The organism is Streptomyces sp. NEAU-YJ-81 (assembly GCF_017592595.1).
GTDB lineage: Bacteria > Actinomycetota > Actinomycetes > Streptomycetales > Streptomycetaceae > Streptomyces > Streptomyces hygroscopicus_B.
The window spans coordinates 122,631-139,199 of the sequence record NZ_JAGFNO010000005.1 but is presented as its reverse complement, the minus strand read 5'-3'; the positions used below and the strand labels follow the sequence as shown (position 1 = coordinate 139,199).

Below are 16,569 nucleotides of genomic sequence, written 5' to 3'. Positions count from 1 at the left end.
CGCGCGTTGTTCCTTGCGCCGGTGTCGTCAGGGTGCGAACGCGCGGCGCACGGTGGCGGCCAGGCTGTCGCGGTGGCGCTGCCGGTCGGTGGCGGGATCGGCCGTTGTCGCGGCGTAGGTGAGGCTGGCCGGTGACCAGGTTCGCAGGGCCATGTCGGCCACCTGCCGCAGGTCGTCGCGGGTGGCGCCGTCGGCCGATCGACGCCTTCCGGTGCGTATCCATGTCCCCCACCCCATCTCTTCCGCACCGATCGGTACGGAAGTGCTATGGTCTTGTTCAGTACCGATCGGTACTGAAATCTTGGAGAGGTCATTCGCATGGGACAGCTCGAGGGCAAGACCGCCGTCGTGACCGGAGGCGGCACCGGCATCGGTCTGGCCACCGCCGTACGGCTGGCTGACGAGGGCGCGCACGTGTTCATCACCGGCCGGCGCAGAACCCAGCTGGACGCGGCCGTGGAGACCATCGGCCCGGCGAGGGCCACCGCGGTGTCGGGCGACATCTCGAACCTCGCCGACCTGGACCGGCTGTACGACACGGTCCGCGCCCGGGGCCGGGGGTTGGACGTGCTGTTCGCCAACGCCGCCGCCGCGTCGTTCGCGACGCTGGAGCAGATCACCGAGGAGCACTTCGACCAGACCTTCGACGTCAATGTGCGGGGCACGCTGTTCACCGTGCAGAAGGCACTGCCGCTGCTCAACGACGGCGCCTCGGTGATCCTCAACTCGTCTGTGCGCGCCGATGACGGTGTCGCGGCGTTCGGCACGTATGCGGCCTCCAAGGCAGCACTCCGGTCCTTCTCCCGGACCTGGGCCAACGAGCTCAAGGGCCGGAACATCCGGGTCAACGCGGTCTCCCCGGGCACCATCGACACTCCCGGGCTCGATGGCGTGGTCGCCACGGCGGACACGCCCGTCACCAAGTCGCAGTTCGCCACGGGTGTCCCGCTCGGCCGGATCGGGCGCGCGGACGAGGTCGCCAACGCGGTGGCCTTCCTCGCCTCCGAGCAGAGCAGTTTCATCCTCGGCGCCAACCTGTACGTCGACGGGGGCGAGAACCAGCTCTGACCGGCGCCGGCCGTCCCGTCATGTCAGCGGGCCTCCGGGGCAGCCGGTCCGGCCGGGACGGACGTCGCGGCGGTGTGCACACCCTTCGACCTGACCGGCCGTAGACGTCTGCGGATGTGCATCGGCCCGAGCAGCCACAGCAGCAGAAACCAGAACAGCGCCGCGGCGCCGCTGATGAGAGCGGGAATGGCCCCGATCGCCATATCCATGATCAGCGTCATGGCGGTGCTGATCGCCAGGGCGAGAAACGCCATCCCCGCTATCAGGCAGCGATTGGCGGAATCGACCAGGGCGTCCCTGGCGTGGTCGCCCCGGACGAGCCGGTGCAGGGCGGCGGGCGCGAGCAGCGTACCGGCCGCGCCGAGCGCGCAGCCGAGCGCGGCGCAGTAGGTCCACTGCTGAAACGCGGTCGGCTGCGCGAACTTCGGGGTCACCCCGAGGGTCAGCAGGGACGCGAAGAGGACCTGAATGCCGCACTGGGCGATGCGCACCTCCTGAAGGATCTCGGCGTACCTGCGGTGGAGCCGCTCGGTGTGCCGCTGGGTGACCGCCGGCCGCTGGTCGGTGTGGTGGGCGGGCGCGCTGCGCGGCTGGGGCTGGTCCTGGTGCGCCACGAGGGGCTCGGAGCGGGGCAGCGGCATCGTGCTGGTCACCACGGCGCCCTGCTTCGTCCGGGGCGCGTGCCGGTGTCCCGGTTCGAACCACCCCTTGTGCTCGGCGGGTTCGAGCCACCCCTCGTGCTCGCCGTCCGGTACGCGGTACTGCATCTCCTGCATCGCATTCGCCTCCCTGAGCGGATACCCGTGACGCGAAGGCGTCGGGTCCGTGAACGGCGGGGATCTCGGTTGGCTCACGGTATGTGTGGGCTCAAGCTGCCGCTCTGTTCCGGTGCACAGCCTCTGGCGGGGCCGATTGTGCAGGGCGCGTTCGCCTGCTGTTCAACCCCCGTTCTCGCTTGGTCCACGTGTTCTCAAGCCGACGGCCACGGGCTGTTCACGCAGTGGACCTCCCTCGCTACCCTCCCGACACATGTCGGCAGATTCCCGCACCGCCTTTACGGCGGTGGCCCATCGCATGCTCAGCCAGGTCCCGGAACTCAGCCGCCGCATCGTGGGGCAGATCGTCGCGCAGGAGCCGATGTACCAGGCGATCGGCGCCGTACCGCTGGAGATCCTCGCCGCATCGGTGCAGGAGAACCTGCGGGCGATCCTGGAGTCCCTGGCGGGAGTCGAGCGCCCGCCGGAGGAGGAACTGGCGGTGGCCCGCACCACCGGACGCCGCCGGGCCCAGCAGGGGGTGCCGCTGGAAGCGGTGTTACGCGCCTACCGGCTCGCAACCGAGCTGGTGCTCAACTCGCTGCTGACCGAGGTCAAAGGCCGCTCCCACACCGAACTGACAGAATTCCTGCGGGTCACCACAGCCGTGATGAACGTCATGGACCGTCATTCCGAGGCCGTCGTCCAGGGCTACCGCACCACCGAGGCCGAACTGCAGCGCCGGGACGCTCAGCGCCAGCAGGCCACCTTCGACGCCCTTCTGGAAGGCCGCGGCGGCGACCCCCAACTGGCCGCCGAGGCACTGAAGATCCTCGGCCTGCCGGCCACCGGCCCGTACGCCGTGGCCGTGGCGACGTTCGACATCGCCGCCCACCACACCTTCAGCGCCGCCCGCGACGCCTGCGCGGCCTACTCCTTCCCAGCCGCCTGGCGCATCCGCGGCGACCGCGAAATCGGCCTGGTGGCACTCGGTCACTCCAGCGTGCTCCGGCTGATCAGGGCGCTCAACCGCAACCCGTCCGGCCGGATCGGCGTCTCCGACCCCTTCGACGCGATGCACGAACTGCCCGAGGCCCACCGTTCGGCCGATGTCGCCCTGCAGACCGTGCGGCACGAGGGCGACGAGGTGGCGTGGATCGCCGAGCGCCTGCCCGAGGCCCTGGTCATATCCAGCCCGGCCCTCGCCGAGCGGCTGACCAAGCGCGCCCTGGGCGCGGTGCTCGACCTGCCGGACGACGAGCGGGAGGTGCTGCTCAAGACGCTGACGATCTGGTACCAGAGCGGCCGCTCCGCCGCCCGTGCGGCCGGTGTGCTGTACTGCCACCGCAATACGATCCTCAACCGGCTGCGCCGCATCGAGCAGCTCTGCGGCAGCTCGCTGGAGGACCACCGTTTCCTCCTGGCCGGCTATCTCGGCCTGCTCACGCTGGACCTGCTGCCGAGTGCGTAGTGCACATCAGGAGGCGACGACCACTCAGCCCCTGGCCCGTGACGCTTCCCTGACGCCGCCCGCAGCCGGACCCGAGGCGCGGAAGGTGCGCCGGTAGGCCGACGGGGCCACCCCCGCCTCCGCTGCCAGGTGCCGCCGCAGCGAGGTGGCGGTGGCGAAGCCGACCTCGTGGGCGACCCGTTCCACCGGCAGGTCGCTGGACTCCAGCAGATGCCGTGCCCGCCGCAGCCGCTGCTGGGTCAGCCACCGGCCGGGGCTCAGACCGGTCTCCTCCCGGAAGCGCCGGGCGAAGGTACGGGTGCTCATCGCCGCGTGCGCGGCCAACTCGTCCAGCGACAAAGGCAGTTCCAGCCGCCGCAGCGCCCAGTCGCGGGTCGGCCCGGTGCCGGTTTCGCTCGCCGGCGGCAGCGGCCGCTCGATGTACTGCGCCTGCCCGCCGTCCCGGTACGGCGGCACGACGCAGCAACGGGCGACGTGGTTGGCCACCTCGCTGCCGTGGTCCTGGCGCACCAGGTGCAGGCAGACGTCGACACCGCTCGCCGCCCCCGCGGAGGTCAGCACATCACCGTGGTCGACGAAGAGCACACCGGCATCCAACTCGACCCGGGGAAACAGCTCCTGGAAGTGGTCGGTGAGCGCCCAGTGGGTGGTGGCCCGGCGCCCGTCCAGGAGACCGGCGGCGGCCAGCAGGAAGGCGCCCGTACAGATGGACACCAGCCGGGTGCCGGGGCGGACGCGGGAGAGGGCGGCGAGGACCTGCGGGTCCGGGGCGGCGGCCGAGGCGCGGGTGATCGCGTACGGAGGGATGACCACGGTGTCCGCCTCGGCCAGCACCTCGGGACCGTGCCCGGGGGTGACGGTCAGATCCGAGTCGGTACGCACGGGCTGCCCGTCCACGCTCGCGGACAGCACCTCGTAGCGGCCATCGGCGGAGCCCAGGACCCGGTGCGGGATGCCGAGTTCGAAGGGATAGACGCCGTCGAGGGCAAGGACGACGACCTTGTGGGCGCCGGGCCGCGGGTCCGGGCGCATCCGGCGGTCCAGTTCGGCCGCGCGGTCGGCGAGTTCACGGACCCGGGAGGGCACGGCTGACGCGGGGCGGGCGGTGGGAGTGGTGCGGGCGCCGGGAACGGAGCGGGCGGCAGGGTCGATGGGCATGGCAGGAATGTATCGGAGGCTGACCTTCTGGCCATCGTCCCGGGCCGGACCGTACGGCCAGGATCGAGCCATGACATCGACGGACACCTCTTCGACGGACACCCCCGAGCACCTCGACTCCCCGTCCCCGGCGGCCACCACACACTCCCCGCACCCCACCGCCCCGGACCGCGCCCCCGTGATGCTCGCCCTGCACCAGACGGCCCTCGGCGGCCCCGAGGTCCTGCGGCTGACCGAGCTTCCGCGGCCCGCGCCCGGCCCCGGAGAGATCCTCGTCGCCGTGCACGCGGCCGGACTCAACCCCACGGACTTCAAGCACCGCGCCCTGAGCATCTTCCTGCCGCCCCCGCCGCTGACCCTCGGCTGGGACGTCTCCGGCACCGTGGTGGAGACCGGCTTCGGCGTCACCCTCTTCCAGCCCGGTGACGAGGTGTTCGGGATGCTGCCCTACCCGTACGGGGCGGGCTCCCACGCCGAGTACGTGACCGGCCCCGCCCGCGCCTTCGCCGCCAAGCCCACCGGGATCGACCACGTCCAGGCGGCCGCTCTGCCGCTGGCCGCGCTCACCGCCTGGCAGGCCCTCGTCGACACCGCGGACCTGCGGGCCGGGCAGCGGGTGCTGATCCACGCCGCGGCCGGCGGTGTCGGCCATCTCGCCGTACAGCTCGCCAAGGAGCGCGGCGCGCACGTCACCGGGACGGCGAGCGCCCCCAAGCACGACTTCCTGCGCGAACTCGGCGCGGATGCCTGCGTCGACCACCGCTCCGAGGACTTCACCGACACCGAGGAACGCTACGACGTCGTCCTCGACGCCGTCGGCGGGGAGACCGCCACCCGCTCCGTGAGCGTGCTCCGCCCAGGCGGCGTCCTCATCTCCCTGCTGCCGGGCGCCCAGGACACCCGGGCCGCGGCGGAGCAGGCACAGGTCCGCGCCGTCACCCTGCTCGTCGAGCACGACCAGGCCGGGATGCGCGCCATCGCCGAGCTCGTCGACCGGGGCAGGCTCCGCGCCCGTGTCTCCGGCACCTTCCCGCTCGCCGAGGGCGCCCGGGCCCATGTCCAGGCGGAGACCAGCCGCACCACGGGCAAGCTGGTCATCACCGTGCGCTGAGGCGGGTTGGTTCGGGGCCGTCCCGGGCCGCGGCACAGGACGGCCCTTGGGCCGATACGCATGGCGTTTCGCCCACTCGTTCACGTTTCAGATACCGGCTCGCCTAGTTCCGCGGCACAACGCGCTGTGTCCATCCCTGTGCGTACGGCCAGCGCGTAAGCAACGGAACGGCTGCTTCCATCGCTGGACCACCCCGGTCCGCTCCGATCCAGCGTGTGGAGGCACCAATGAGCACTGCCACGAGCCCGAGGCCATATCCCCGCCCGGCGACCGCCGACCCGCGGGTCCTGCCGCGGCGGGACGTCCCCGCCGCCCCCGCCCGACGCGACACGGCCGGCACCGACTTCGACGACTTCACCGCCGTCGTCGCCGACATCCACCGCCGTCTGATGCCCGACCGGCGGGGCCGGGTGGCCGGATACATCCCCGCCCTCAGCGCAGCCGACCCCGACCGGTTCGCCGTGTCGGTGTGCACGGTCGACGGACGGCGCGTCTCCGTCGGCGATTCCCATACTCCCTTCACCGTCCAGTCGGTGTGCAAGCCGGTCAACTACCTCATGGCGCTGGACGAGCACGGTCCCCAGGTGGTGCACCGGCACATCGGCCACGAGCCCAGCGGGCACGGCTTCAACGCGCTGACGCTCACCCGTGACGGGCGGCCGCACAACCCGATGATCAATTCCGGGGCGATCATGACCTGCTCGCTGCTCGGGCCGCGGCACGACTCCGAGTCCAGGTTCGCCCGGGTACTGGACACCTGGCGGCGGCTGTGCGGCGGTACGGCCGCACCCGGGTTCGACGAGGAGGGCTTCCGTTCCGAGGAGAGCAGCTCGGACCGTAACATCGCCCTGGGCCGCAGGATGCAGGATGCAGGAGCTGAACGTCTTTCCCGCGGGCACCGCGCTCAAGGAGACGCTCTCCTTCTACCTCAAGTGCTGCTCCATCCAGCTCGACGCGCAGGCGCTGAGCGCCGCCGCCGCCACCCTCGCGGGCGGCGGGCGGAATCCGGTGACCGGCGAGCGCGTCGTCTCCGCGGCCTCGGTCCGCCGCTGCCTGGCCATGATGGCGACCTGCGGGATGTACGACTCCTCCGGCGAGTTCGCGTTCGCCGTCGGACTGCCCGCGAAAAGCGGTGTCTCCGGCGCCCTGATGGTGGTGATCCCCCAGGTGATGGGCGTGTGCGTGTGGTCCCCCCGGCTCGATGGGCGAGGCAACTCCGTGCGCGGCGTCGAGTTCTGCCGCGAGCTGGTGTCCCGGTTCGCCTTCCACATGTACGACATCCCGGGCGAGGGAGACCACTGATGCCCAGGCGGACACGGGCCCAAGGGGACACGTCCGCCCGGGCGGCGGCGACGCTGCCCGCCGGCCTCGTCCGGGCGTACGACGACCGCAGCGCCCGGCTGCTGGCCCGTCTCGGCGTACGGCGTGGCTCCCGGGTGCTGTTACTGGGGGCCGCGGGTTCCGGCCTGGCGCCGTGGACGGCCGATACGGTGGGCCCGGCCGGTGAGGTCGTGGTCACCGACGTCCGGCTCTCCGGCGCGGCCGTGCGCAGCCGGCCGGGCATCCGCTTCGTGCGGAGTTCCCCCGGCGCCGAACCGCTGTTCAACGAGGCGCCGTTCGACGTCGTACACACCCGGCTGGTGCTCGGTAGCCTGCGCTACGGCGAGAGACGGTGCTCGCCGGGCTGGCCGAGCTGGTGGCCGCGGGCGGGGTGCTGCTGGCCGAGGAGTTCGACTGGGGCTCCTACGGTCCGGCCGAACCGGATCCGGCCACCGAACCGGCGATGAGGACCGTCAAGGCGCATCTGCGCGGCTCCGGGATCGACCGGCCGCCGGCTGCCCGGCGCGCTGCGTGCCCTGGGCCTCGCCGAGGTCGACGCCGAGGGGCTGGTCCTCACCCTGCGCGGCGCGAGCTCCCGGCTGGAGCCCGTGCACGACCGCTACACCCACCGCATCCTCGACCTGCTGTGCTCGACCGAGGTGGTGAACGCCGCCGCGGCCCGCCGGTTCAGACGCCGGCTGGACGACCCCGGCCACGATGTGATCGCCCCGACCCTGATGTCGGTGTGGGGCCACAAGCCGGGGCCCGGCTCCCCCGTGGCCCTGGCCGAAGAGCGCTACGCAAGGGCCCGTGCCCACCTCGCAGCGGCCAAGGGTGGGCACCCGCACATGGTCGGGACCAGCGGCGATGTCTGAATCTGGGCCCGTCGTAATCCACGGCATCCACCGCTCGGCCTCAGGGGAGACGCCATGCTGAGTGTCGCCGCCATCCTCGGCGATTCCGCCCGTCGCCATCCGCACCGCCTCGCGATCGTCGAGGGCGACATCCGGCTCACCTACAGCGAACTGTGGGACGACGTGCTGGCCTTCGCGGCGCAACTGCGCGCCTGCGGGGTGGGCCGCGGCGACCGGGTGGCGCTGATGCTGCCCAACGGCATCGACTTCCCCCGCGCGTACTACGCCGTCCTCGCGCTCGGCGCCACCGTGGTGCCGGTGCACGGTCTGCTCGTCTGCGAGGAGGTGGTGTACATCCTGCGGCACAGCGGCGCCGTCGCCGTCATCGCGGGCGGCCCGCTGCTGACCGTGGCCGAGCCGGCGGCCGCCGAGGCGGGTATCAAGGTGCTGGACGTCGTCACCGGGGAGGGCCGGCTCGAGACCATCGAGCCGGCCCGGGCCGACGACATCGCCGCGGTCCTGTACACGAGTGGCACCACCGGCCGGCCCAAGGGCGCCCAGCTCACCCATCTCAACCTGGTGATGAACGCGACCGTGCTGGCGTACGACCTGATCGGCATGGTGCCGGACGACGTGGTCCTGGGCTGTCTGCCGCTGTTCCACAGCTACGGTCAGACCGGTGCGCTCAACGCCACGATGCGGGTCGGGGCGGCGCTCGTGCTCACCCCGAGGTTCACCGGGTCCGGCGCGCTGGATCTGATGGTCAGCCAGAACGTCACGGTGTTCATGGGCGTGCCCACGATGTACCACGCGCTCACCGAGGCGGCCACCGCGGACCCGCGCCGGCCCGCGTATCTGCGGGTCGCCGTCTCGGGCGGCGCGGCCCTGCCCGTGGCGCTGCTGGAGCGCTTCGAGGCCGCGTACGACACGGTGATCCTGGAGGGCTACGGACTCACCGAGACATCGCCCGCGTCGACGTTCAACGAGCACGGCCGCGGGCGGCGGCCCGGCACGGTCGGGCATGCGGTGTGGGGCGTGGAAATCGCCGTCGCCGACGCCCGCACCCCGGACCGGATCGTGCCCCTGCCGGACGGTGAGGTGGGCGAGGTCGTCATCCGGGGGCACAACGTGTTCCACGGCTACCTCGACGACCCGGAGGCCACGCGGGCCGCGCTGGTCGACGGGTGGCTGCGCAGCGGTGACCTCGGGATGGTCGACGAGGACGGCTTCCTCGTCATCGTCGACCGCAGCAAGGACCTCATCATCCGCGGCGGCTTCAACGTCTACCCGCGCGAGGTCGAGGAGGTCCTGGCCCGGCACCCGGCCATCGCCGAGGTGTCGGTCGTCGGAGTGCCCGACGAGGTCAAGGGCGAGGAGGTGTGCGCCGCGGTGGTGCCGCGGGCCGACCTGCGCGTCCCGTCCGCCGAGGAGGTCATCGCCTGGTCCCGGGAACGGCTCGGTGGGCACAAGTACCCGCGCAAGGTGGTCTTCATGACCGCACTGCCCCTCGGCCCCACCGGCAAGGTCCTCAAGCGCGAGCTGCGCAAGACCTGCTCCTGACGCCTGGCGCCTGTGCGGGTGCGGGCCGCAGCTCCCGGTGTCACCAAGAATATGGATTGCCCGGAGGCCAGGTTCACGTTGGGCTGGGCAGCATGGCTGAACTGCGTACCGATCGTCTCGGCTGGCGGCTCGCCCGCTCTGCCTGGGGCCAGGGCTACGCCACCGAAGCCGCGCTGACGGTCCTGGCCTTCGCCTTCGACACGCTTGAACCCGCACCTGGTCAGCCTGCGCCTGCGAGGGGGCGTCGGGTTGACTTGCCCCTGTTCAGGCGTCAGTGGTCGCGGTGCGCCGGAATTCGCTGGGGTTGGCGCCTCGGACCCGTTTGAACGCCGCGCTGAACCCGAACGGGTCGGAGTAGCCCACGGTGCGGGCGATGTCCGCGATGGTCGCGGCCTTCCGCTCGACCAGGAGGTCTGCCGCGAGCGTCAGGCCAGGGGGTGAGGTAGGTCAGCGGGGGTTCGCCGACCAGGTCGGCGAACCGCTTGGCCAGCGTCGAACGCGACACTCCGGTGTGCTCGGCCAGGGCGGCGACCGTCCATGGTGCCGCCGGTTCGGCGTGCAGCAGGCGCAGCGCGTCGCCGACCACCGGGTCCCGCTGGGCGGCCCACCAGGCCGGGGGCTCGCCGCCGGGCCGGTCGAACCACTCGCGCAGCGTGCAGACCATCATCCAGTCCAGCAGCCGGTCGAGTACGACCTGCTGGCCCGGTGTGTCGACGGCGACCTCGGCGGCGAGGTGGTCCAGCACGGGGTCGGCCGTGCCCCCGGCGTCCACACGCAACACAACGGGCAGCGCGTCCAGCAGCCGGCGGCTGATCTCGCCGCGCACGGGATAGGCGCCGACGATCAGGGTCGTCGCACCGCGGCCGTCACCGGTGTCCCCGCCGGGGCCGTCACCGGCGTCCCCGCCCGGGTCGTTCCAGCCGCGCCGGTGCCGGGTCCCGCCCTGCTCGGGCGTCGCGCAGTGCTCGCCGCATGCGATCGGTTCGGCCCGGGTGCCGAACTCGTCGACGAAGGTGGACGTGGCGGGGCCGCGCACGACGATCGCCTCGCGGGCGCGCAGCGGCTCGGGCGGACCGTGCTCCGGCACGATCCAGCCCGCCCCGGTGAGGACGGTGCACAGGGTCAGCGGCGCGCCGTCCACGAAGTGCAGGGCCCAGGGCGGGGACAGGGTCGAGCTGCCGAACAGGCTCGCACCCCGCGGATCAGGTCACTGAAGGCGTCCACCTCAGCGATTTTAGACGCATACACAGGTGATCCGGTTTTTTACCTATGGGTTCGTCCGAGTCGGCCGTGTTCAATCGGTCTCATGAGCAACGACACCACTCTCGTCCTCGGCGCGACCGGCAAGACGGGTCGGCGGATCCTCGCCCGGTTGCGGCTGCACGGCACACCGGTGCGGGCCGCCTCCCGATCGAGCCGGACCCGGTTCGACTGGTCCGACCCCGGCGGCTGGGACGCGGCCCTGCGGGGCATCGCCGTCGCCTATGTAGTGGCCCCGCGCGTGCCGGGCCCGGTACACGAGTTCGTGGCCCGGGCCGAGGCCGCCGGAGTGCGGCGGCTGGTCCTGCTCTCCGGGCGCGGCTCCGACACCTGGGGCGACTCCACGTTCGGCCTGGACATGCGCTCGGCCGAGGACGCCGTACGCGGCTCGGCGCTGGAGTGGACCGTCCTGCGGCCGTCGAACTTCGCGCAGAACTTCGACGAGGACGTCTTCCACGCCCCGCTGGTCGCCGGGGAGCTGGCGCTCCCGGCCGGCACGGTCCCCGAGCCGTTCATCGACGCGGAGGACGTCGCCGACGCCGCGGCCGCGGTGTTGACCGAGACCGACCGGCACGCCGGACGGATCTACGAGCTGACCGGACCACGCGCGCTCACCTTCGGAGAGGCCGTCGAGCTGATCTCCCGGGCGTCCGGGCGGCCCATCGCCTACCGGCAGGTCTCCCCCGCCGAGTACACCGCGGCGCTGGTCGAGGAGGGCGTGGGCGAGGAGGACGCCCACCACGTCGCCGAGATGTTCGTGTTGATGGAACGCGGGCTGCTGGCCGGGACGACGGATGACCTCGCCACCGTGCTGGAACGGGCGCCCCGGACCTTTGAGGACTACGTCGTGCGGGCCGCGGCGGCGGGAGCCTGGGCGCGATAACCGCCCGGCGGCGGCCGAGCTGCCTGGCCATCGCCCGTCCGCGGAACACGCGTTCCGAACGAGCCGACGCCTCGTTCAACGACCTCGAAACCATTCCCCCTCACCCATCGGAAGGGCTGTGATGAGCACCGACGCCACTTCGCTGACCACCCAGGACCTCGAGTTCCTCCGGCGCCCCCTGTACGGGTTTCTGTCCGTGGCCGGTGGGCCGCTTCCGCCACAGCCCCGGCCGGTGTGGTTCGAGGCCACCGCCGAGGGCACGATCCAGCTGTTCACGGGCCCGGACACGCTCAAAGTGCGCCGCCTGCGCCGCGACCCCCGCGCCTCGATCGTCGTCGCCGCCCCGGTGGGTGAACGCGAGCGCTGGCTGTCGGTCGCCGGCCGCACCACGGTGGAAACCGACGGAGCACACGACCTGGCCGCCCGCCTGGCCGCGCGCTACTGGGATCTCGACGACCCGGCCCGCGCCGACGACCTCGCCGGGATCCTGGCCGAGGACTCGGTCCGTCTCGTCATCCACCCGGAGACCGTGCGCCGCTACGCGTTCTGACCTCCGCGACAGCCCCTTCGAGCGCGCCGCCGTCCCGGTCAGTAGAACTCGACGGTGTTCACGCGGTTGACCAGCTCATGCCCGTCGAGGAGCCGGGTGGCGTTGGCGGCGAAGAGTTCGGCGATGCGGCGGTCCTCCGCCGCGTCGAGCGCGGCGGTGTGCGGGCTCACCAGCACACGGTCGTGGTCCCAGAGCGGACTGTGCGCGGGCAGCGGTTCGGTCTCGAAGACGTCCAGCGCGGCGAAGCCGACGCGGCCGGAGTCGAGCGCGCCGATCAGCGCGGCCTCGTCGACGACGCTTCCTCGGCCGACGTTGACGAGACAGGCGCCGGGCCGAAGGGCGCCGAAGAACCGTTCGCCGAGGAGGTGCTCGGTGGCCTCGGTGCCGGGGAGGGTGTTCACGACGGCGTCCACGGTGGGAGCCACTTCGGTGATGCGGTCGGGGTGCACCACGGTGGAGACGCCGGTGACGGTGACGTCCCTCCTGCTCGTGCCGATGACCGTGGCCCCCAGCGCGTGGAGGGTCTCGGCGACGACCCGGCCGATCCCGCCGAGGCCGAGGACCAGCACCGTCTGCTGGTTCACCTGCCCCATCGTCCAGCGGCCGGTCCACTCCCGGTCGCGCTGCTGGCGCCGCAGTCGGGGAAGGTCCTTGGCTCCCGCGAGGACGCCGAAGACGGCGAACTCGGCGAGCGGGCGTCCGTGCACACCGGCCGAGGTGGTGAACAGGACCCGGTCGAGCTCTTCGGCGCTCAGCCCGGCGGCCTTGACCTGGCCGCCGCCGCCCGCGGCCATCGTGTGCACCCAGCGCAGGCGCGGGTTGGCCCGGACCGCCCGCGCCAGGGCGGCCGGGTCCAGGTCGGGGACGCCGTACAGGGCGTCGGCCGAGTCGATCGCGGCCTCGTAGGCGCGCTGCTGCTGGGGGCCGCGCCGCCAGGCCGGGTCGCCGGCGAAGTCGGCGGGCCAGCGCATGGGCGGGAGGAGGGAGTGGTCGACGACGAGGTCGATCCGCGGCTCCAACTCCCGGATGCGGGCGCAGTTTTCCTCGGACAGCGGGGCGGCGACCGCCACGCGGAGGCGATCCGCCACGCGGTCCCGGCCGGTCATCTGGTCCCGGCCGGTCACCTGATCCTGACCCGTCATCTCGTCCTTTCCGCTCATCGGACGGCCTTGGCCTGGTTCCGCAGCGTTTCGACCTCGGCGTCCAGCGCCGCCTCGCGGGCCACGATCTCCTCGACCGCCCTCAGCGCCTCATCGGCACGGTGCGGCGGGATGACGATGACGCCGTCCCCGTCGGCGGCGACGATGTCTCCGGGGTTCACCACGACACCGCCGATGGCGACCGGTTCGCCGATCGTGCCCGGGCCGTTCTTGAACGGACCGGCGGGGGTGAGCCCGCGGGCGAAGACCGGGACCCCGAGTTCTTCGATGATCGCGGCGTCGCGCACATATCCGTCGACGACCGCCCCGGCGGCACCGTAGACGGCGAAGCGCTGGGCGAGGTTGTCGCCGATGATGGCGCGGCCGTCGTGGCCGAAGGCGTTGATGACCAGGATGTCACCGGGGCGGATGTGCTCGAGCGCCGCGATCACGGCCTTGTTGTCGCCCGCGACGGTGAGAACCGGGAGCGCCGTGCCGACAGCTTTGGCCCCGTTCCAGATGGGCGCGATGCCACCGTCGACGATGTTCAGCCGGTCGAGGGCATCGCCGAGGTTGGCCACGGAGTGGGCGCGGAACTGATCCAGCACCTGTCCGTCGACGCGTTCCCACGCGCTGCTCACGCGCACGTTGTCCTGAGTCATCGCAGGCTCCTTCACCGGGTCCGGTACCGCCGGGCGGGGCGGTGGCGGGCGTCATGGGTTCACCACGCCCCCAACAAGAAAGTGCGAAAGATTTCGCGTTTCGCGAGAGTCAGTCTGCATCCATCCGTGACGCAAGACAAGAGGTGCCCAGCCCGCGAGATCGGCCCCTTCAGGGCAGGTCACACCACGGCACCACCATCGAAAGCATCTTCAAATCACCGAACGAACCCTGGAGTCCAAGGCGGAAGCACGATGGAAGCGAAAGGTTAACGAAGGGGCAACGCACATCCTTGACCGCCCCAGAATGCGAATCTATTCTCATTCGCGATTCACGTCGCAACTTGGCCCTGACGCCGCTCCGCGACTCTTCCCTCCTGCCTCACCTCTGGCCTCACTCAGGCGAGCGAGCACGGCCCGAGCGCCGTCATCGCCTTCCCATAGACCCCGAAACGTCCAGGTGCGCCCCGGCCCAGGAGCGACCGCTGACAGCAACCCCGTTCAGCGCATGATCTTCAGGACACCGTTCCAGGAGTCCGCGACACCGAAAGTAAACGCGTATGACTACCTCAGATCGGCTCGACACCACTTCAGATCGTCACGACGCCGCGTCGGACACGCCCGACGCGGCAGCGGTCGACATCGTCTCCGCTGACGGCAAGGTCGTCCGCAAGGCCACCTTCGCGGGCGCCATCGGGTCCTTCGTCGAGTGGTACGACTACGGCGTGTACGGCCTGCTGGTCACCTACCTCGCGATCAACATCATGGGCGAGGCCGAGGCCGGGGGACTCTTCCTCACCAACATCGGTTTCCTGATCAGCTTCGTCGCCCGCCCGTTCGGCAGCGTCATCTGCGGATATCTCGGGGACCGGCTCGGGCGTAAGAGCCTTCTCGCCACTCTGCTGGTGCTCATCTCCGCCGCGACCGCGGCCATCGGCCTCATACCTTCTTCCGGTGTCATCGGTGTCGCAGCGCCCGTGCTGCTGGTCCTGCTCCGGGTGCTCCAGGGCTTCTCGGCGGGTGGTGAGGTGGCCGGTGCCATGTCCTTCGTCGGCGAGTACGCACCCGATACCCGCCGCAATTACATGATGAGCTTCATCGCGGTCGGCTCGTTCGTGGCCCTGATGTTCGGCAGCGTCCTCTCCGCCCTTCTCATCACGACGCTCGGCGATGACGCGATGACCTCATGGGCCTGGCGGGTGCCCTTCCTCCTGGCCGTCCCGCTCGGCTACGTCGGCTTCTACATCCGCCGCCGGCTGGAGGAGACCCCGCACTTCGAGGCGCTGCGGGAGCAGAACACCGTCGTACGCAACCCGCTGCGGGAGGCGTTGACCTCCCCGCGCCATCTGAAGGCGATCGCCCTCACGATCTTCCTCCCCGCGCTCAACGGCCCCGGCTACTACCTGCTGTTCGTCTATATGCCGACCTACTTGAGGTCCTCGCTCGGCGAGCACAACTTCTCGATGCTGCGGTCGCTCACCGTCACGGCGTTCAGCCTGGTGGCCATCTCCCTCTGTATCCCGCTCATGGCCCGCTTGTCCGACCGGATCGGCCGCAAGCCCGTCCTCACCGGTTCCGCCGTGGCCATGGCCGCCGTCTCGTATCCGATGTTCCGGCTCATCACCACGGGCGAGTTCGGGCTCGCCTGCATCGGCACCATCGTGCTGGCGATCGCCTTCTCCGGCCACGCCGCGGTCGTCCACACCGCGCTCGCCGAGATGTTCCCGACCACGGTGCGCTACTCCGCCTACAGCATCGGGTTCAGCATCTCGACGATCATCTTCGGCGGCAGCGCCCCGCTGGTGATGACCGAGCTGATCGAGTCGACCGGCTCCACGCTCGTCCCCGCCTACGCCTCCATCATCACCGCCGTGATCACTCTCATCGCCATCGCCTTCCTGCGCGAGACCAAGGGCCGGCCCCTCACCGCCCGCTGAACCACCCACCCCGGCACTAGGAGACACCATGGGAATCAACTCCGTAGCCGTCGTCGCCGACCTCGGCGAGAGTTTCGGCAACTACACCATCGGCGACGACGGAGCCCTGCTCTCCCTCGTCACCTCGTCGAACATCGCCTGCGGCTTCCACGCCGGTGACCCGCGCATCATGGACCGCACCGTCGCGGACTGCGTCGCGCGCGGCATCGAACTGGGCGCCCACCCCGGCTACCCCGACCTCGTCGGCTTCGGCCGTCGTCTCATCGAGGCGTCCGAAGAGGAGATCCGCACCGATGTCCTCTACCAGCTCGGCGCACTCGACGCCTTCGCGCGGGTGCACGGCGGCACCATCAGCCATGTCGCCCCGCACGGGCGGATGGGCTCGATCGCGCAGACCGACGCCAAGCACGCGCGGGCCATCACCGACGCGATCGCCGCGTACAACACCGACTACATCGTCATCTGCCAACGGGGTCTGCTCGCCGAGGAGTCGCGCAAGCGCGGGCTGGAGGTCGGCTATGTGTTCCTCGCCGACCGCGGCTACGGCGACGACGGCATGCCCGTCCCCCGCTCGCACGAAGGCGGCCTCATTTACGACCCCGAGCTGATCGGGCAGCGCTCGGCGCAGGTGGTGCGCGAGGGCACCGTGCGCTCGGTCAACGGCAATGTGGTCCCGCTCGGCCACGACGCCGATGTGCTGCTGCTGCACGGCGACCACCCGTCCGTCCTCGCGAACGGCACCGCGCTGCGCGGCGCGCTCGGCGCCGCGGGCATCCGCGTCGCCGGGCTGCGCGAGGTCCTGGCGGAAAAGGCGGAGGTCGCGCTCGCCGGCTGACGGCCGAGC

17 protein-coding genes and 3 pseudogenes are annotated in these 16,569 nt (G+C 71.4%); 13 read left to right on the top strand and 7 right to left on the bottom strand.

What is annotated here, in order from left to right; translation table 11 throughout:
• Positions 1-27: 27 nt before the first annotated feature.
• A complete protein-coding gene (locus J5X86_RS14255) occupies positions 28-153 on the bottom strand; it encodes a transcriptional regulator (RefSeq protein ID WP_208517533.1) in 126 nt (41 codons plus the stop codon).
• Between the two features lie 165 nt (positions 154-318).
• Here J5X86_RS14255 and J5X86_RS14250 point away from each other — a divergent pair, with 165 nt between their 5' ends.
• Positions 319-1,068, top strand: coding sequence for an SDR family NAD(P)-dependent oxidoreductase (locus tag J5X86_RS14250; protein ID WP_208517132.1), 750 nt, complete (start codon positions 319-321; stop codon positions 1,066-1,068).
• A gap of 23 nt (positions 1,069-1,091) precedes the next feature.
• Here the strand turns inward: J5X86_RS14250 and J5X86_RS14245 are convergent, their stop codons facing one another.
• Complete coding sequence (locus J5X86_RS14245) at positions 1,092-1,844, bottom strand: DUF6328 family protein (RefSeq protein ID WP_208517131.1); 753 nt, start codon at positions 1,842-1,844, stop codon at positions 1,092-1,094.
• 253 nt (positions 1,845-2,097) lie between these two features.
• On the opposite strand from J5X86_RS14245, the gene J5X86_RS14240 reads away from it, so the two are divergent.
• Positions 2,098-3,294, top strand: coding sequence for a CdaR family transcriptional regulator (locus J5X86_RS14240; protein ID WP_208517130.1), 1,197 nt, complete (start codon positions 2,098-2,100; stop codon positions 3,292-3,294).
• 24 nt (positions 3,295-3,318) lie between these two features.
• Here J5X86_RS14240 and J5X86_RS14235 read toward each other — a convergent pair whose 3' ends face one another.
• Entirely contained in the window at positions 3,319-4,452 is a 1,134-nt protein-coding gene (locus tag J5X86_RS14235) for a GlxA family transcriptional regulator (protein WP_208517129.1), read from the bottom strand.
• A 70-nt stretch (positions 4,453-4,522) separates the two neighbouring features.
• Between J5X86_RS14235 and J5X86_RS14230 the strand changes: the two genes are divergently transcribed.
• From J5X86_RS14230 to J5X86_RS14200, 7 genes and pseudogenes are all read left to right on the top strand, one after another.
• The gene (locus J5X86_RS14230) at positions 4,523-5,563 is read left to right on the top strand and encodes an NADP-dependent oxidoreductase (RefSeq protein ID WP_374229252.1); all 1,041 of its coding nucleotides are present in this window, start codon (positions 4,523-4,525) and stop codon (positions 5,561-5,563) included.
• A gap of 227 nt (positions 5,564-5,790) precedes the next feature.
• Positions 5,791-6,378 (top strand): annotated as a pseudogene (locus J5X86_RS52855) (glutaminase); the annotation flags it as partial.
• Positions 6,379-6,430: 52 nt separating this feature from the next.
• Positions 6,431-6,865, top strand: a complete 435-nt coding sequence (locus tag J5X86_RS14220; protein ID WP_208517128.1) for a glutaminase — start codon at positions 6,431-6,433, stop codon at positions 6,863-6,865.
• Complete coding sequence (locus J5X86_RS14215; protein WP_208517532.1) at positions 6,865-7,350, top strand: hypothetical protein; 486 nt, start codon at positions 6,865-6,867, stop codon at positions 7,348-7,350. Before J5X86_RS14220 ends, J5X86_RS14215 begins: the two co-directional genes overlap by 1 nt.
• Before the next feature lie 141 nt (positions 7,351-7,491).
• Entirely contained in the window at positions 7,492-7,758 is a 267-nt protein-coding gene (locus J5X86_RS14210) for a hypothetical protein (RefSeq protein WP_208517127.1), read from the top strand.
• Positions 7,759-7,812: 54 nt separating this feature from the next.
• A complete protein-coding gene (locus J5X86_RS14205; RefSeq protein WP_208517126.1) occupies positions 7,813-9,297 on the top strand; it encodes a long-chain fatty acid--CoA ligase in 1,485 nt (494 codons plus the stop codon).
• 56 nt (positions 9,298-9,353) lie between these two features.
• A pseudogene (locus J5X86_RS14200) lies at positions 9,354-9,506 on the top strand (GNAT family N-acetyltransferase); the annotation flags it as partial.
• A gap of 55 nt (positions 9,507-9,561) precedes the next feature.
• Here J5X86_RS14200 and J5X86_RS52850 read toward each other — a convergent pair.
• Together J5X86_RS52850 and J5X86_RS52845 are read right to left on the bottom strand one after the other, a co-directional pair.
• The gene (locus J5X86_RS52850; RefSeq protein ID WP_374229255.1) at positions 9,562-9,672 is read right to left on the bottom strand and encodes a hypothetical protein; all 111 of its coding nucleotides are present in this window, start codon (positions 9,670-9,672) and stop codon (positions 9,562-9,564) included.
• A 319-nt stretch (positions 9,673-9,991) separates the two neighbouring features.
• Positions 9,992-10,438: pseudogene (locus tag J5X86_RS52845) on the bottom strand (cupin domain-containing protein); the annotation flags it as partial.
• A 165-nt stretch (positions 10,439-10,603) separates the two neighbouring features.
• Between J5X86_RS52845 and J5X86_RS14190 the strand changes: the two are divergent.
• Both J5X86_RS14190 and J5X86_RS14185 read left to right on the top strand, forming a co-directional pair.
• Complete coding sequence (locus J5X86_RS14190) at positions 10,604-11,440, top strand: NAD(P)H-binding protein (RefSeq protein WP_208517125.1); 837 nt, start codon at positions 10,604-10,606, stop codon at positions 11,438-11,440.
• A 121-nt stretch (positions 11,441-11,561) separates the two neighbouring features.
• Positions 11,562-11,990 carry a pyridoxamine 5'-phosphate oxidase family protein gene (locus tag J5X86_RS14185; protein ID WP_208517124.1) on the top strand — a complete coding sequence of 143 codons (429 nt, stop codon included), beginning with the start codon at positions 11,562-11,564 and terminating at the stop codon, positions 11,988-11,990.
• A gap of 38 nt (positions 11,991-12,028) precedes the next feature.
• Here the strand turns inward: J5X86_RS14185 and J5X86_RS14180 are convergent, their stop codons facing one another.
• Together J5X86_RS14180 and J5X86_RS14175 are read right to left on the bottom strand one after the other, a co-directional pair.
• Positions 12,029-13,150, bottom strand: a complete 1,122-nt coding sequence (locus J5X86_RS14180; protein WP_243980358.1) for a D-2-hydroxyacid dehydrogenase — start codon at positions 13,148-13,150, stop codon at positions 12,029-12,031.
• Positions 13,147-13,791 (bottom strand): RraA family protein, encoded by a 645-nt coding sequence (locus J5X86_RS14175; protein ID WP_208517123.1) that lies wholly within the window; start codon positions 13,789-13,791, stop codon positions 13,147-13,149. Before J5X86_RS14175 ends, J5X86_RS14180 begins: the two co-directional genes overlap by 4 nt.
• Positions 13,792-14,348: 557 nt before the next feature.
• On the opposite strand from J5X86_RS14175, the gene J5X86_RS14170 reads away from it, so the two are divergent.
• Positions 14,349-15,725 carry an MFS transporter gene (locus J5X86_RS14170; RefSeq protein ID WP_208517122.1) on the top strand — a complete coding sequence of 459 codons (1,377 nt, stop codon included), beginning with the start codon at positions 14,349-14,351 and terminating at the stop codon, positions 15,723-15,725.
• Positions 15,726-15,753: 28 nt separating this feature from the next.
• Positions 15,754-16,560 (top strand): LamB/YcsF family protein, encoded by an 807-nt coding sequence (locus J5X86_RS14165; protein ID WP_078645129.1) that lies wholly within the window; start codon positions 15,754-15,756, stop codon positions 16,558-16,560.
• Positions 16,561-16,569: the final 9 nt, after the last annotated feature.